Source organism: Comamonas sp. BIGb0124 (assembly GCF_003752175.1).
Taxonomy (GTDB): domain Bacteria; phylum Pseudomonadota; class Gammaproteobacteria; order Burkholderiales; family Burkholderiaceae_C; genus Comamonas_F.
The window spans coordinates 368,253-382,549 of the sequence record NZ_RJVF01000009.1; the positions used below are offsets into that span (position 1 = coordinate 368,253).

The 14,297-nt window shown below is 67.3% G+C and carries 14 protein-coding genes; 10 read left to right on the top strand and 4 right to left on the bottom strand.

Translation table 11 applies throughout. The features are described 5' to 3' along the window. Window positions 1-20 precede the first annotated feature (20 nt). A complete protein-coding gene (locus tag EC845_RS07875; RefSeq protein ID WP_123296895.1) occupies window positions 21-992 on the top strand; it encodes a tripartite tricarboxylate transporter substrate binding protein in 972 nt (323 codons plus the stop codon). A gap of 42 nt (window positions 993-1,034) precedes the next feature. On the opposite strand, the gene bioB is transcribed toward EC845_RS07875, so the two are convergent. The 4 genes from bioB to EC845_RS07895 all read right to left on the bottom strand — a co-directional run bounded on the left by bioB (window position 1,035) and on the right by EC845_RS07895 (window position 4,956). After that, window positions 1,035-2,066 (bottom strand): biotin synthase BioB, encoded by a 1,032-nt coding sequence (gene bioB, locus EC845_RS07880; protein WP_123296897.1) that lies wholly within the window; start codon window positions 2,064-2,066, stop codon window positions 1,035-1,037. Further along, window positions 2,063-2,641: a biotin transporter BioY gene (locus EC845_RS07885; protein WP_123296899.1), complete on the bottom strand. Its 579-nt coding sequence runs from the start codon at window positions 2,639-2,641 to the stop codon at window positions 2,063-2,065. Before EC845_RS07885 ends, bioB begins: the two co-directional genes overlap by 4 nt. Before the next feature lie 149 nt (window positions 2,642-2,790). Beyond that, window positions 2,791-3,408 (bottom strand): GntR family transcriptional regulator, encoded by a 618-nt coding sequence (locus EC845_RS07890; RefSeq protein ID WP_123296901.1) that lies wholly within the window; start codon window positions 3,406-3,408, stop codon window positions 2,791-2,793. Window positions 3,409-3,555: 147 nt separating this feature from the next. Then, the gene (locus EC845_RS07895; RefSeq protein WP_123297980.1) at window positions 3,556-4,956 is read right to left on the bottom strand and encodes a PLP-dependent aminotransferase family protein; all 1,401 of its coding nucleotides are present in this window, start codon (window positions 4,954-4,956) and stop codon (window positions 3,556-3,558) included. 413 nt (window positions 4,957-5,369) lie between these two features. On the opposite strand from EC845_RS07895, the gene EC845_RS07900 reads away from it, so the two are divergent. The 9 genes from EC845_RS07900 (at window position 5,370) to EC845_RS07940 (ending at window position 14,270) form a co-directional block, all read left to right on the top strand. Continuing rightward, entirely contained in the window at window positions 5,370-5,852 is a 483-nt protein-coding gene (locus EC845_RS07900; RefSeq protein WP_123296903.1) for an MSMEG_0572/Sll0783 family nitrogen starvation response protein, read from the top strand. A gap of 23 nt (window positions 5,853-5,875) precedes the next feature. Further along, window positions 5,876-6,946, top strand: a complete 1,071-nt coding sequence (locus EC845_RS07905; RefSeq protein ID WP_123296905.1) for a Nit6803 family nitrilase — start codon at window positions 5,876-5,878, stop codon at window positions 6,944-6,946. Then, window positions 6,909-7,979, top strand: a complete 1,071-nt coding sequence (locus tag EC845_RS07910; RefSeq protein ID WP_123296907.1) for an MSMEG_0568 family radical SAM protein — start codon at window positions 6,909-6,911, stop codon at window positions 7,977-7,979. The genes EC845_RS07905 and EC845_RS07910 overlap by 38 nt, the downstream gene beginning before the upstream one ends. A gap of 22 nt (window positions 7,980-8,001) precedes the next feature. Next, the gene (locus EC845_RS07915) at window positions 8,002-8,571 is read left to right on the top strand and encodes an MSMEG_0567/Sll0786 family nitrogen starvation N-acetyltransferase (RefSeq protein WP_123296908.1); all 570 of its coding nucleotides are present in this window, start codon (window positions 8,002-8,004) and stop codon (window positions 8,569-8,571) included. Continuing rightward, complete coding sequence (locus tag EC845_RS07920) at window positions 8,568-9,569, top strand: sll0787 family AIR synthase-like protein (protein WP_123296909.1); 1,002 nt, start codon at window positions 8,568-8,570, stop codon at window positions 9,567-9,569. The genes EC845_RS07915 and EC845_RS07920 overlap by 4 nt, the downstream gene beginning before the upstream one ends. Further along, window positions 9,562-10,773 carry an MSMEG_0565 family glycosyltransferase gene (locus EC845_RS07925; RefSeq protein ID WP_123296911.1) on the top strand — a complete coding sequence of 404 codons (1,212 nt, stop codon included), beginning with the start codon at window positions 9,562-9,564 and terminating at the stop codon, window positions 10,771-10,773. Before EC845_RS07920 ends, EC845_RS07925 begins: the two co-directional genes overlap by 8 nt. A 39-nt stretch (window positions 10,774-10,812) precedes the next feature. Further along, window positions 10,813-11,094 carry an MSMEG_0570 family nitrogen starvation response protein gene (locus EC845_RS07930; RefSeq protein WP_123296913.1) on the top strand — a complete coding sequence of 94 codons (282 nt, stop codon included), beginning with the start codon at window positions 10,813-10,815 and terminating at the stop codon, window positions 11,092-11,094. A gap of 106 nt (window positions 11,095-11,200) precedes the next feature. After that, a complete protein-coding gene (locus EC845_RS07935; RefSeq protein WP_123296915.1) occupies window positions 11,201-12,526 on the top strand; it encodes an MSMEG_0569 family flavin-dependent oxidoreductase in 1,326 nt (441 codons plus the stop codon). Window positions 12,527-12,566: 40 nt separating this feature from the next. Continuing rightward, the gene (locus EC845_RS07940; protein WP_123296917.1) at window positions 12,567-14,270 is read left to right on the top strand and encodes an AMP-binding protein; all 1,704 of its coding nucleotides are present in this window, start codon (window positions 12,567-12,569) and stop codon (window positions 14,268-14,270) included. Window positions 14,271-14,297: the final 27 nt, after the last annotated feature.

The window sequence follows — 14,297 nt, forward strand, 5'->3', positions numbered from 1 at the left end:
AACAACCCGGAGACAACGCCATGACTTTCAAGATCCTTGCTTCGACCCTCGCCGCCCTGAGCCTGGTCGGCGTCGGCGCCGGCGCGCTGGCCGAGACCTATCCCTCCAAAGCCGTCCGCATCGTGGTGCCCTATGCCACGGGCGGCGGCTCCGACATCCTGGCCCGCCAGATCGGCGCCGATCTCTCCAAGGCCTGGGGCCAGGGCGTGGTGGTGGACAACAAGGCCGGCGCATCGGGCAACATCGGCACGCAGGAGGTGGTGCGTGCCGCGCCTGACGGCTACACGCTGCTGCTGCAGAACAGCACCATGGTGACCAACCTCGGGGTCTACGGCAAGCTGCCCTACGACGCCGAGAAGGACCTGACGCCCATCATGCTGCTGGGCATCACGCCCATTGCGCTGGCCGCCCATCCCTCGGCAGGCATCGGCAACGTCGAGCAGCTGCTGGCCGCGGCCAAGGCCAAGCCCGAATCGCTGAGCTACGGATCGTGCGGCATCGGAACGCCCCAGCACTTCGTGATGGAGCTGGTCAAGCAGAAGACGGGCATCGCTGCGGTGCATGCCGGCTACAAGGGTTGCGCGCCTGCCGTCTCGGATGTGCTGGGCGGGCAGATCCCCATGGCCATCGTCAGTGCCAACCTGGTCGCGCCTTATGCCAAGACCGGCAGGCTGAAAGTGGTGGGCGTTTCCAGCGCACAGCGCTACAACCTGCTGCCCGATACCCCCACCTTCGAGGAGCAGGGGCTCCAGCCCTTCGATTTCGCGATCTGGTATGCCCTGATGGGACCGGCCAATCTGCCTGCGGCGGTGGTGAGCCGGATTGCCGCCGACGTCCAGAAGATCCTCGACGACAAGGCCGTGCAGTCCAATCTCTCGAATGCAGGGGTCGAGCCCTACAAGGGCAATGCCGCCGATCTCGCCAAGCTGATCAAGACCGACAGCGCACGGTATGTCGAGCTGGCGCGGTCGGCCAACATCAAGGCCGAGTGAGGCTTTGCGGCGACACCGGACGGCAGGGCCGGTGGGCGTCGTTCAGGCCTGTGCCGTCGCCATGAGCACGGTGCGGCGGGGCCGGGCCGCAGCAGCAGGCGTTGTCTCGGGTGCGCCCGGCAGGGCTCGAAGGGCCGCGAACAGTTCGCCGTCCTCGCCGAGTCCGGCGTTGGGCGTGGTCAGCAGGGTGTCGCCGTAGAACAGCGAGTTGGCGCCCGCGACCAGGCACAGGATCTGTGCTTCGCGGCTCAGTCGCGATCGTCCGGCCGACAGCCGTACCGTGGAAGCGGGCATGACCAGGCGCGTCGTGGCGACCATGCGCACCAGCTCCAGTCCATCGATGGGCGGGAGATCCGCCAGCGGCGTGCCGGCCACCGCCACCAGGGCATTGAGCGGAACGCTTTCGGGATGGGGCGTCATGGTGGCCAGCACGTGCAGCATGGAGGCGCGGTCGCGCACGCTTTCGCCCATGCCGATGATGCCGCCGCAGCACAGGTCGATTCCGTGTGAGCGCACGGATGCCAGCGTGTCGAGCCGTTCGCCGTAGGTGCGGGTGCCGACGATCTGCGGGTAGTACTCCGGGCTGGTGTCCAGGTTGTGGTTGTAGGCGGTGAGGCCCGCCTCCGCCAGCTGTGCGGCATGGTGCGGCTGCAGCATGCCCAGTGTCACGCAGGCCTCCATGCCGAGGCCGCGCACGCCGCGCACCATCTCGAGAACCGCATCGAATTCCGCGCCGTCGCGCACCTGCCGCCAGGCGGCACCCATGCAGAAACGCTCCGCCCCGGCGGCCTGTGCGGTGGCCGCCATGGCGACCACCTGAGCCGGGTTCATCAGCTTGTCGCGGTCGAGTTCGACCTCGCGGTGGTGGGCCGATTGAGGGCAGTACGCGCAGTTCTCGGGGCAGCCGCCGGTCTTGATGGACAGCAGGCTGGCTTTCTGGACCTGGTTCGGATCGTGGTGCCGGCGGTGCACGGCGTTGGCCCGACCGACCAGTTCCAGCAGGGGCAGGTCGTGCAGGGCGCGAATCTCGTCGATCGTCCAGTCGTGTCTGAGCACGCCGTCGAGCCGGCTCATGACCGCAGGCTCCGGAACCAGTCCGCACCGCGGCTCAGCAGGGGCCAGCCGGCGGCCAGCACCAGCACCTTGGCCAGATCGCCCAGCAGGAAAGGCGTAACGCCCAGGGCCAGGACCTGATCGAAGGGGACAAAGCGCACCAGCCAGGCTGCCCCGAGGACATAGACGGGCAGCAGTCCGGCCAGCATGGCCAGCAGGCGCCGGATGCCGCTGGAATCAGACGCCGCCAGCCGTCCGACGAGGCCGCTGGCCACCAGGTAACCCAGCAGGTAGCCGCCCGTCGGGCCCATCAGGTAGACCCAGCCGATGCCTCGTTCGGGCGAGCCCGAGAACACCGGCAAGCCGCAGGCGCCTGCTGCGAGGTAAGCCATGAAAGCCGCCACGGCGAGTCGGGGGGGCAGGCCCAGTGCCAGTGCCATCACGGCCAGCGTGTGCAGGGTCATGGGGACGGGCCAGAAGGGCAACTGCACCTTGGCGGCCAGCGTGAGAAGTCCTGCGCCGGCCACGACGGTGGCCAGCGTTCGCAAAGGGGTGATGACGTCGCCGGAACGACGCGACAAGGCAAAAAGAGGCATTTCCGATCTCCGTGAAAGATCGAAAGTATAGATAAATTATTTTATTTATCTCTAAAAATTACCGAATGAGCAATGGATGCATTCTTTAAGTTTTTGTAAAAAATATCATTTATTGATAAGTTGCTCTAAATCCTGGAAATTGAATTTATCTATTTTTTATCTATCCATTGCACATGCCGGGCCAGCACGGTCGCGGCCCGATCGATCTGGCCCGCACGCAAGGCCGTCAGAATGGCCTGGTGATCGCGGTCGGTGGGGGCCTCCCACTCGCTGCGCCAGCCCGACAGCAGGAACCGCGCACTGGTCGAGTGGAGATCGTCGATGGTCTTGAGCAGGCGCGGCATGTTGCTGGGGGCCAGGATGAGCCGGTGGAACGAACGGTTGGCCTCTTCCCAGGCCTGCACATCCGGGGCCTTGTCGCAGCGCCGATTGGCCTCGTCGGCCTCGTCCAGAATCGCCGGTGTCAGGTGGGGCGCGGCGTGGCGCAGGGCCAGCACTTCCAGGGCGGCGCGCATTTCCGCGACTTCCTTGACTTCTTCGAGGCTGAAGCCGGCCACGCGCACGCCCCGGCGCGGTTCGCTGACCACCAGCCCCTGGGCTTCCAGGCGTCTGAAAGCCTCCCGGACGGGCACGTGGCTGGCACCGAATTCCTCGGCGATCCTGTCCTGCCCCAGCTTCACTCCGGGCGCCAGCGAGCCTGAAATGATCTGTTCTGCCAGGGCACGGCTGATGCGGGCGGCGAGCGTATTGTCTTTTTGAGCGGTCATAGAGGGATGTGCATGCACCGGGAGGGCGGGCCAAGGGGCTATTTTCGTCGCCAACCGGGCCGTTCTGCCGTTGAAGCCCCGTTCGGCGACCGTGTTCGGCGCACCATGCCTGCACACGGGCGCCTGCAGGGTCGCCGGCCCCGGTCTCTAGAGCGCGCTGCTGTAGCCCTGGCCCATCTGGTCCATGGCAATGGCCAGCACCCGCAAGGATTGCTGCACGTCGTTGCGGCTGACATGGCCGCCCAGGCACAGGCGCAGGGCGGGCGGCGGATCGGCATCGGTCGAGAACGCCACGCTGGCCACGGCCGGCACGCCTTGGGCACGCAGAGACGCCGCCAGTTCGGTGGCGCTGCGGGCCTGCGGCACCTGCAGCCACAGGTGGAAGCCGTCGGGATGGGTCTGGACCTCGAAATCCTGCAGGTAGCGGCTGGCCAGGGCCTGGCGCGCGGCCGACTCGGCGCGGATCGCATCGAGCATGCGGTAGGCCAGGCCCGAGACGATCCAGCGCGTGGCCAGCGCGGCGGTGATCGGCGAGGCCATCACCGCCGTGGCGCGCAGTGCACCGGCCAGCCGTTGCCCGAGCATCTCGCTGGGGGCGTGCACGTAGGCCAGTCTCAGGCCCGCACCCAGGCTCTTCGACAGCCCGCTGATGTAGTAGGTGAGCTCCGGAGCGAGGCTGCTCAGGGTCGGCAGGTTCCGGTCGGTGAGCTTGCCGTAGGCGTCGTCCTCGATCAGCGGGATGCTGTAGCGCAGCGCGATGTCGGCGATCGCTTCGCGGCGTTCGCGCGGCAGGGTGGCCGTGGTCGGATTGTGGATGGTGGGATTGCAGATCAGGGCGCGCGGATACAGCGTCTTGCAGGCGTGCTCGAACGCCTCGGGCAGCAGGCCGTCGCCGTCCATCGGAAGGGCCTGCAGCTTCACGCCCAGTTGCGCGGCGATGGCCTTGATGCCGGGATAACAGAGCGACTCCACGCAGACGATTTCTCCGGGGCGGGCCAGCAGCGACATCAGCGCCAGCAGCACGCCATGGATGCCGGGGGCCACCATGACCTGGGCCGCCGTGCATTGCGGCAGATGGGAGCGCAGCCACTGCACGCCGGCCTCGCGGTCTTCGTGGCTGCCGCCGAAATCCTGGTAACGCAGCAGGTCGTACAGGGCGGGCTTGCCATGGGGGCACATCACCTCGTGCAGGCTGTCGGCCATGGCCTGCAGCAGCGGCGGCGCATCCGGTTCGGGCGGCGAGTTCATGGTCATCGCCGCACCGGTGCCGGCCCGTATCGGCAGGCCGGGGTGACTGCCGCGCACCACCGTGCCGATGCCCACATGGGTGTCGATGAGCCCGCGCTTGCGGGCCTCGGCATAACCGCGCGCCACCGTGGTGTAGTTCAGGCCCAGGTCGCGCGCCAGGTCGCGCAGCGTCGGCAGCGGGTCCCTCACGGCCAGGCTGCCTTTGTGGATGTCTTCCGCAATCACTTCCGCGATCAGGATGTAGGCGGGCTTGGCGCCTTCCTGGATGCGTTTGAGCCAATGTCTGGGCGTGGTCACCATGGGCAGCTCCTGAATGTTCGGGATGCGGGCAGGGCGGCGGTCGCATTGATCGCATCCCATGCAATCAATAGATTGCAAACATCGTGCCGATCAATGACCCTGCCGCTGACGCCTTCATGCCCGATAAACAGGCGGATTCAGCCAGTTTGGTGCAACGCGTGGAAATGATTGCGTGCATTGATCGCAGCGTCGCCGATGGATTGCGCATCGGCTGTTCGCCCGGCGAGCCACGTTCTGGAGGCGGTGGCCGCATGGCGTCGCAAGCCGGCGGCGCGACGGGCCCCGTGCGGTGCGCTTGATCGCCGATTGATCGCTTTTTTCTGCGGGCTCTGCGCGATCTCTGGCACATCGCATGCAACACCGTCGGTGTCCAGCGGCACCCGCCGCGTTCATCAACCTGACGGAGATTCCCCATGCCCAAAGTCACGCGCCCTGCCAACGAAAAAGGCGACTTCCTGGTCGACTACGAGGAAAAGGTATTCGAGGACGTGAAGGCCGAGCCCGGCGAGAAGGCCCTGGTCACCTTCCATACCGTGGCCTTCGAAGGCTCGATCGGTTTTGTCAACCTGCTGCAGGCCACGCGGCTTCAGCGCAAGGGTTTCGAGACTTCGATCCTGCTGTATGGACCCGGGGTCACGCTGGGCGTGAAAAGAGGTTTCCCTACCTTGGGCGATGCCGCATTCCCGGGTCACCTGAACTTCAACGACCAGATCGCGAAGTTCATCGCGGAAGGCGGCAAGGTCTACGCCTGCCGTTTTGCGCTGCAAGCCCTTTATGGGCACGGTGAAGGGGCATTGATCGAAGGCATCCGTCCGATCAATCCGCTCGATGTGCTGGATGTCGTGCTGCTGCACCGCAAAGCCGGCGCCTTCATCCTCGACACCTGGACCCTCTGATCTTTTTCCGGAAAGCCCGAACCATGGCCGCTCCGCGCTCCGTCCGTGCCGCCGCGATCCAGATCGCGCCGGACTTCGATCGTCCCGATGGCACGCTCGACCGCGTGTGTGCGGCCCTGCAGGACGCCGCCCGCAAGGGCGTGCAACTGGCCGTCTTTCCCGAGACGTTCGTGCCCTACTACCCCTATTTCTCGTTCGTGCTGCCGCCCTGCCAGCAGGGCGCGCCGCACCTGGCGCTGTACGAGCAGGCCGTGGTCGTTCCGGGCCCGGTCACGCATGCCGTGGCGCAGGCTGCCCGCAGCCACGGCATGGTGGTGGTCCTGGGGGTGAACGAGCGCGACCATGGCAGCCTCTACAACACGCAACTGATCTTCGATGCCGATGGCAGCCTCAGGCTCAAGCGGCGCAAGCTGACACCCACCTATCACGAGCGCATGGTGTGGGGGCAGGGCGACGCGGCAGGCCTCAAGGTCGTCGACACCGCCGTGGGCCGGGTCGGTGCCCTGGCGTGCTGGGAGCACTACAACCCGCTGGCCCGCTATGCGCTGATGGCGCAGCACGAGGAAATCCACTGCGCCCAGTTTCCCGGTTCGCTGGTCGGCCCCATCTTCGCCGAGCAGATGGGGGTGACCATCCGCCACCACGCGCTCGAATCCGGGTGCTTCGTGGTGAATGCGACCGGCTGGCTGACCGATGCGCAGATCCAGTCCGTCACGCCCGACCCCGGGCTGCAGCGTGCGCTGCGCGGCGGCTGCCACAGCGCCATCGTCTCGCCCGAGGGCAAGTACCTGGCCGAACCGTTGACCGAAGGCGAAGGCATGGTCGTCGCCGACCTCGACCTCGGGCTGATCACCAAACGCAAACGCATGATGGATTCGGTGGGCCACTACGCGCGGCCCGAGCTGCTGAGCCTCGCCGTCAACGATCGGCCGGCCCAGCCGATGTTCGCCATGCCTGCCGCAGGCCCCGAAGCCCAAGGCCCCGTCAACCCGTTTCCGCACGTCACCGGAGAGCATCATGAACAACCCCAGCAGCGCCATCTCGAATCGACAGCTGATGACCGAGTTGCAGTCCTTCGGGCTGCGGCTGGTTGATCCGGGGGCCGGCGCGGCCAGCCGCAAGGGCGGCGCCGGTCCGTCCGACCACAAGGCCGTCACGGTCGACGGCCATACCATCATGGTGCCCGTGCACACGTCGTCGGCCTGGTCCTCGCCGTTCACCGCGCAGGCACCGGACGCGCAGGGCGTGAGCGTGGTCACGCGGGGCACCATCCCGATCGCCCGTGTTTCGTTCCCCAGGCAGCCGCGGTTCTACAAGCTGCAGACCTTCGACGGCGTGCCCTATTCGCACATCGCCACGCTGCATGGCTCGGACGTGCTGGCCACCACGGTGCTGCAGACCTGCATCCGGTATGAAAGCCGGCGCAAGATGTGCAAGTTCTGCGCGATCGGCCAATCGCTGGCCGCCGGCCGCACGATCGCCCGCAAGACGCCCGACCAGCTGGCCGAGGTCGCCCGCATGGCGGTCCTGCTCGACGGCGTGAAACACATGGTGATGACGACCGGCACACCGAACGCCACCGACCGCGGCGCCTCCATCCTCTGCGACAGCGCGTTCGCCATCAAGGCGGCCGTCGACATTCCCATCCAGGGCCAATGCGAGCCACCGGACGACGACCGCTGGTTCGAGCGCATGCGCGCCGCCGGCATCGACACCCTGGGCATGCATCTGGAGACCGTGACGCCCGCCGTGCGCGAACGCATCATGCCGGGCAAGGCCAGCGTGCCCGTGGCGCGCTACATGAGCGCTTTCGAGGCCGCCGTGCAGGTCTTCGGACGCGGCCAGGTCAGCACCTACATCCTGGCCGGACTGGGCGACACACGCGATGCCATCCTCGAGATGTGCACGCAGTTGCTGGCGCGCGGCGTCTATCCGTTTGTCGTGCCTTTCGTTCCGATCAGCGGAACACCGCTGGAAGACCACGCGCCGCCGACGCCCGAGTTCATGAAATCCATCCTCGAACCGCTGGGCCGCATGGTGACCGATGCGCGCCTGCGGTCGGCGGACATCAAGGCCGGCTGCGGCAAGTGCGGCGCCTGCTCGTCGCTGTCGGTCTACGAAAGCTGAAGCAGCCACAAGGAGATCCGCCATGAACTGCCTGCTCGATGCCTCGGTGCAAGAAACCGTGGCCCATGCCACCTATCTGCCCTGCGAGTACCTGGTGCGCCAGGCCATCCATGATTGCGAGATTCGCGAGGCAATGGCCTTGCGGCGGGCCGTTTTCTGCATCGAGCAGGGCATCTTCCTGCAGGACGACCGCGATGCCGTCGACACGCAGGCACAACTGCTGGTGGCGCTGGCCTGCGAAGCCGGCATTGCCGGCCAGGTGGTGGGCACCGTTCGCATCCACGAGGCCTCGCCGGGCGTGTGGTGGGGCTCGCGGCTGGCCGTGCATCCGGCCTTTCGCAGCCTGGGCCAGTTGGGGGCCACGCTGATCCGGCTGGCGGTTTCCCGGGCCCATGCGCAAGGCTGCCAGCGTTTCATGGCGCATGTGCAGGCACAGAACGGGCCGATGTTCGAGAAGCTGCGCTGGCAGCCGCGGCAGGAACTGGCCATCCACGGCCGTCCCCATCTGGAAATGCAGGCCGATCTCGACGCCTATCCGCCCTGCCACGATGCGCTGAGCGGCTTTGTCACTCGCACCCGGAGCCGCACATGAACTGCAGCTTGCCCGAACTCATTGCGGACCTGCGCGCCAGCCGGGGCTTTGCCCACAAGACCGACATCGGCGGCGTGGTCTCCACGCTGCAGGCTGCCGCCACCGAAAACTGGCCGCCCTTCGGCCGCACCTCGGTGCCGATCGGCGACGACTGCGCGGCGCTGCCGGACGGCCACGGCGGCCACCAGTTGCTGGCGATCGAAGGGCTGGTCGAGGACTTCATCGTGCGCATGCCCTGGTTTGCAGGCTACAGCGCGGTGATGGTCAACGTCAGCGACATCTATGCCATGGGCGGACGCCCGACGGCGGTCGTCAATGCGCTGTGGAGTCAGGGCATGGAGCCCGGCCGCGAGATGCTCGAAGGCATGGCCTGCGCCGCCGCACGTTACGGCGTGCCCCTGGTGGGCGGCCACAGCAACAACCGCAGCGAGCGGCCGCAACTGGCCGTGGCCATCCTCGGCCATGCCCGCAAGCTGTTGTCGAGCTTCAATGCGCAGCCCGGCGACGATCTGGTCATGGCGGTGGATCTGCGTGGCGAGTGGCAGGATCCGTTTCCGTATTGGAACGCCTCGACATCGGCTCCTCCGGCGCGCCTGCGCGACGACCTCGAGATCCTGCCCCGCCTGGCCGAGTCGGACCTGTGCGATGCCGCCAAGGACATCAGCATGGCCGGCGTGCTGGGCACGGCACTGATGCTGCTGGAGAGCTCCGGGGTGGGAGCCCGGGTGTCGCTCGATGCCGTTCCGCGCCCGCCCGGCGTGGCACTGCTGCGCTGGCTCACGGCTTTCCCCAGCTTCGGTTTTGTGCTCAGCGTGAGGCCCCGGCATCGCGACCAGGTCCTGGCGGCCTTTGCCGGACGGGGCCTGGCCGCAGCGGTCATCGGAACCGTGGAGGCTTCGAGTGCCCTGTGCCTGCAGCACGGCTCGGATACGGACACGCTGTGGGATTGGGCCGAGCAACCGTTCATCCGTGCAGCAGAGAGCGTCCACCATGACTGAAAGCCTGTCGATCGCCTTGTTCACCCACTCCGTCAATCCGAGGGGCGGCGTGGTGCACACCCTGGAACTGGCCCAGGCCCTGCAAGCGCAAGGCCACGCGGTCACCGTGATTGCCCCGGCCCGGCCGGGCCAGACGTTCTTTCGCCCGGTCGCCGGTGACAGCGAGTGTGTCTTCCTGACCGGCGAGCCCGCCGCCCGGCTCGCCGACGACATCGGCCTGCGCATCCACGCCATCGAGCAGCATCTGAAGAGCCCGGGCGGCTTGCTCCAGCGCCGCCGGTTCGACATCTTCCATGCCCAGGATCCGATCGGCGCGAATGCGCTGGCCAACCTGCGCGGGCAAGGCCTGGTGCCCCATTTTGTCCGCACGGTGCATCACCTGGATCATTTCGACGACGTCCAACTGGCCACATGGCAGGAACGGGGCTACCGCGAAGCCGATGCCGTGCTGTGCGTCAGCCCCATGTGGCAGCAGCGGCTGCGGCACAGCCTGGGCCGCGATTGCGGATTGGTCTGCAACGGGGTCGACCTGCGGCGCTACCGGCCGCTGCCCGGTCCGGGTGACGGGGCGTTGCGCCGGCGCCTGGGGCTGGTGCCGGGTGGGGAGGTCGTCCTGTGCATCGGCGGCATCGAAGAACGAAAGAACACCGTCCGCCTGCTGCATGCATTCGCACAACTGCGCGCATCGCGGCCTGCAGCTCAGCTCGTCGTCGCCGGCGGGGCCAGCCTGCTCGACCACAGCGCCATGGCGCGGGATTTCCAGCAGGCCCTGGCGCAACATGGCCTGTCACAAGGCCCAGGGCAGGCCGTTGTCGTGACCGGACCGCTGCCCGATGCCGACATGCCGGGCCTGATGCGGTTGGCGAGCGTCACGGCCATGCCCTCTCTGCGCGAGGGATTCGGCCTGGTGGTGCTCGAGTCGCTGGCCTGCGGAACGCCGGTGGTCGTTTCGCGTATCCGGCCCTTCGTCGACTACCTGGCGCCGCAGGATGCCCGTTGGGCCGATCCCCTCGATCCGTCCTCGATCGCCCAGGCCCTGAGCCAGGCCCTCGACGGGTACGACCCTGTCGAGACGGCGGCCACCGCACGCCGTCTGGCCGATCACTACGACTGGCATGTCAGTGCCCGCCAGCACGTGGCGCACTACCGGCGGTTGCTGATGTGCGGCGCCAGCGCATCCGCCGTCGCATGCGACGCCGCATGAATTCATCAATGAGAAAGTCGTTTAAAGAGGATTGACGCCATGCCTGCCATGCACTTTTCCGTCCGCTGGCCGGACCAGAAGGAAACCCGCTGCTATTCACCGTCGCTGGTCATTCAGGACTATTTCCAGCCGGGAAGCGAATACGCGCTCGGCGATTTTCTGGACCAGGTCCGGGAGGCCCTGAACATCGCCTCCGAAAGGGTCCGAGCCAAGTACGGATTCGCCTGTTCGCAAGCCTTGGACCAACTGGCCGAGATCGAAAGCCTGGCTGCAGGGTTCCGGCCCGACAGCCGCGTCACGGTGACGGCATTCGGCCCCTGACAACGCGGCCGATCCGAGAGCGCACTGCAACGGACCGCCCGGCGCACCTTCGGGTCGCGCGGCATCCACTCCCCCGACCTCCACCCACACATCCGAAGAGAACGTCATGCCCACCCCTTCCAGCACCTTCGACCCTGCCGTTCGCCACTACAGCGTCATCATCGTGGGGGGCGGCCAAGCCGGTCTGTCCCTGAGCGTCTACCTGCAGCAGCGCCGCATCGATCACCTCGTGATCGAGAAAAACAAACTGGTTCACACCTGGAACGACCAGCGCTGGGATGCCTTCAGCCTCGTCACGCCCAACTGGCAGTGCAACCTGCCGGACTGGCCCTATCGGGGCGACGATCCGCACGGTTTCATGGTGAAGGACGAGATCAACGCCTGGCTGGCGGGGTTTGTCGAGCAGGTCCGCGCTCCGGCCCTCGAGATGACCGAGGTCCAGCGGGTCTCGCAGCCCGAGCTCCAGGCCCCTTGGCAAGTCGAGACCAGCCGCGGCCTGTACACGGCCGATCAGGTGGTGGTGGCGTCCGGCGGCTATCATGTGCCCATGGTGCCGCGTTACGCGGAACGCCTGCCCGCCACCGTGACGCAGGTCCATTCGGCCGATTACCGCAATCCGGCCCAGTTGCCCGAGGGCGGGGTGCTGGTCGTGGGCAGCGGGCAATCCGGTGCCCAGATCGCCGAGGATCTGCATCTGGCCGGCCGCCAGGTGCATCTCGCCGTGGGCAATGCCCCGCGCTGCGCCCGTTTCTACCGGGGCAAGGACGTGGTCGACTGGCTGGCGGACATGGGCTACTACGACATGCCCGTCACGGCTCACCCGTTGCGCGAAGGCGTGCGCGACAACACCAACCACTACGTCACCGGCCGGGACGGCGGGCGCGACATCGACCTGCGGCAGTTTGCGAAGGACGGCATGGCGCTGTACGGCGTGCTGAGCGGCTACGACGACGGTGCGTTCACGTTCCGTCCCGACCTGGCCCGCCATCTCGACGATGCCGACCGCATCTACAACGGCATCAACGCCTCCATCGACAAGTTCATCGCCGCGCAGGGCCTGGATGCGCCTGCTGCCACGGCTTATGAAGCGGTCTGGCAGCCCGCAACGGAACACACCACGCTCGGCCTGGCGGAGTCGGGCATCACCAGCGTGATCTGGTGCATCGGCTTCATGCCCGGGTTTTCGTTTGTGGATGCGCCCGTGTTCACGGGGCGGGGTCATCCCGTCCACCTGCGCGGCGTGACCGGGGTCGGCGGTCTTTATTTCCTGGGCCTGCCGTGGCTGCACACCTGGGGCTCGGGGCGCTTCTCGGGCATTGCGGGCGACGCCCAGTATCTGGCCGAGCAGATCGAGCAGTTTCGCCTGAAGCCGGCTTCGGGCAGAGCCCTGGCGGCCGACGCCTGTCACGAAGAGGCCATGGATCCCGCCTGAGTCCCCGGGCCGAGACGGTTCATTCATCGCAAAGGAAGCCATGCTCAATCTGGCCACCCATCTCAGCCGCAGCGCCCATGTCTTTGGCGACCGCACCGCCATCTCTTGGTGCGGCACCACGCTCAGCTACCGCACGCTGGATGCGCTGAGCAACCGCACCGCCCATCTGCTTCGCCGCCTGGGCGTCGGTCCTGGCGAAAGCGTGGCCCTGTGCTGCAGCAACCGCCCCGAGTTCGTGTGGAGCTACTACGCCATCCTCAAGCTGGGTGCGGTGGTGGTGCCGCTCAATCCGCAGTTCAAGACCCGCGAGTTCATGCACCATCTCGACGATGCGCAGGTCCGTGCGATGCTGTGCCTCGAAGGCCGGGGCGAGACGGAGACCGGCCACCAGGCCCGTCTGGCGTGGCAGGCCCTGGGCAAGCCCGAGGCGCTGTTCCTCTCCATCGCCGACGACGTGCCTGGCCGGTCGGAGGAGTGGGACGAACGGGACGCGGGCGCGACGCCGGCACCCGCGGCGAACGAGGAGACGCCGGGTGCCTTTCTCGCGGACTCGCTGCGCAGCCGGATCGCTGCGATGCCCGCCACGTTCGACACCGTGATGACGCAGGAGACGGATACGGCCGTGATCCTCTACACCTCGGGCACGACCGGAACGCCCAAGGGCGCGGAGCTCAGCCACAGCAACCTGACGCTGAATGCCGCCTACTCCGGCCTGATGCAGAAGGCCGATTCCCGCGACGTGCATCTGGTGGCGCTGCCGCTGTTCCACTCGTTTGGGCAGACGCTGCAGATGAATGCCGCGGTGGTGGTCGGCGCCGAGATGGTTCTGATGCCCCGCTTCGATCCCCTGCGCGCGCTGCAAGCCCTGGCACACCATGGCGTGACCTTGTTCGCCGGCGTGCCCGCGATGTACCTGGCTCTGCTCGATGCCGGAAATGCAGCGGGTGGTCCGGTGGATCTGGCGGCGGTCGCCGGCACCTGGCGCCTGGGCATGTGTGGTGGATCGGCCTTGCCGTTGACGGCCATCCAGGCCTTCGAACAGCAGTTCGGACTCACCCTGCTCGAAGGGTACGGCCTGTCCGAGACCAGCCCCCTGGCGCTGTTCTCGTTTGGCGATACACCGCGCCTGCCCGGCGCCGTCGGTTACCCGCTGTACGGCACGGAAACCCGGCTGAGGCCGGGGGCTGCCGCAGCCGGGGGCGAGCCGGGACGCGGCGAAGTCCAACTGCGGGGGCACCACGTGATGAAAGGTTATTACCGGCGTCCCGATGCCACCCGCGATGTGCTGGCGGATGGGTGGCTGTCCACCGGCGACATCGGCGAATACGACGGCGGCGGCGAGGGCAACGGTGCGCAGCCTGCCGGCGCGGAGGGCGAGGCGCATGCCGGCCGGCCGCTGCGCATCGTGGACCGCGCCAAGGACCTGATCATCCGGGGCGGCTACAACATCTATCCGCGCGAAATCGAGGAATTGCTGCTCACCCACCCGGCCATAGCCCAGGCTGCCGTGGTCGGCACGCCGCATGGGCGCCTGGGCGAGGAGGTCGCCGCCTGCATCGTCTGCCGACCGGGCGGCACGCTGGAGCCTGCCGATCTCGTCGCCTGGTGCAAGGCCCGCATGGCGGCCTACAAGTACCCGCGCATCGTGCAATTGCGCGCAAGCCTGCCCCGCAATGCCACGGGCAAGGTGCTCAAGGCCGAGCTGCGGGAATCGGTGGCCCGCCCGCCCGAACGGATAGCATAGGCCCGGTTCCCGGGTCGGCCCTGCTGC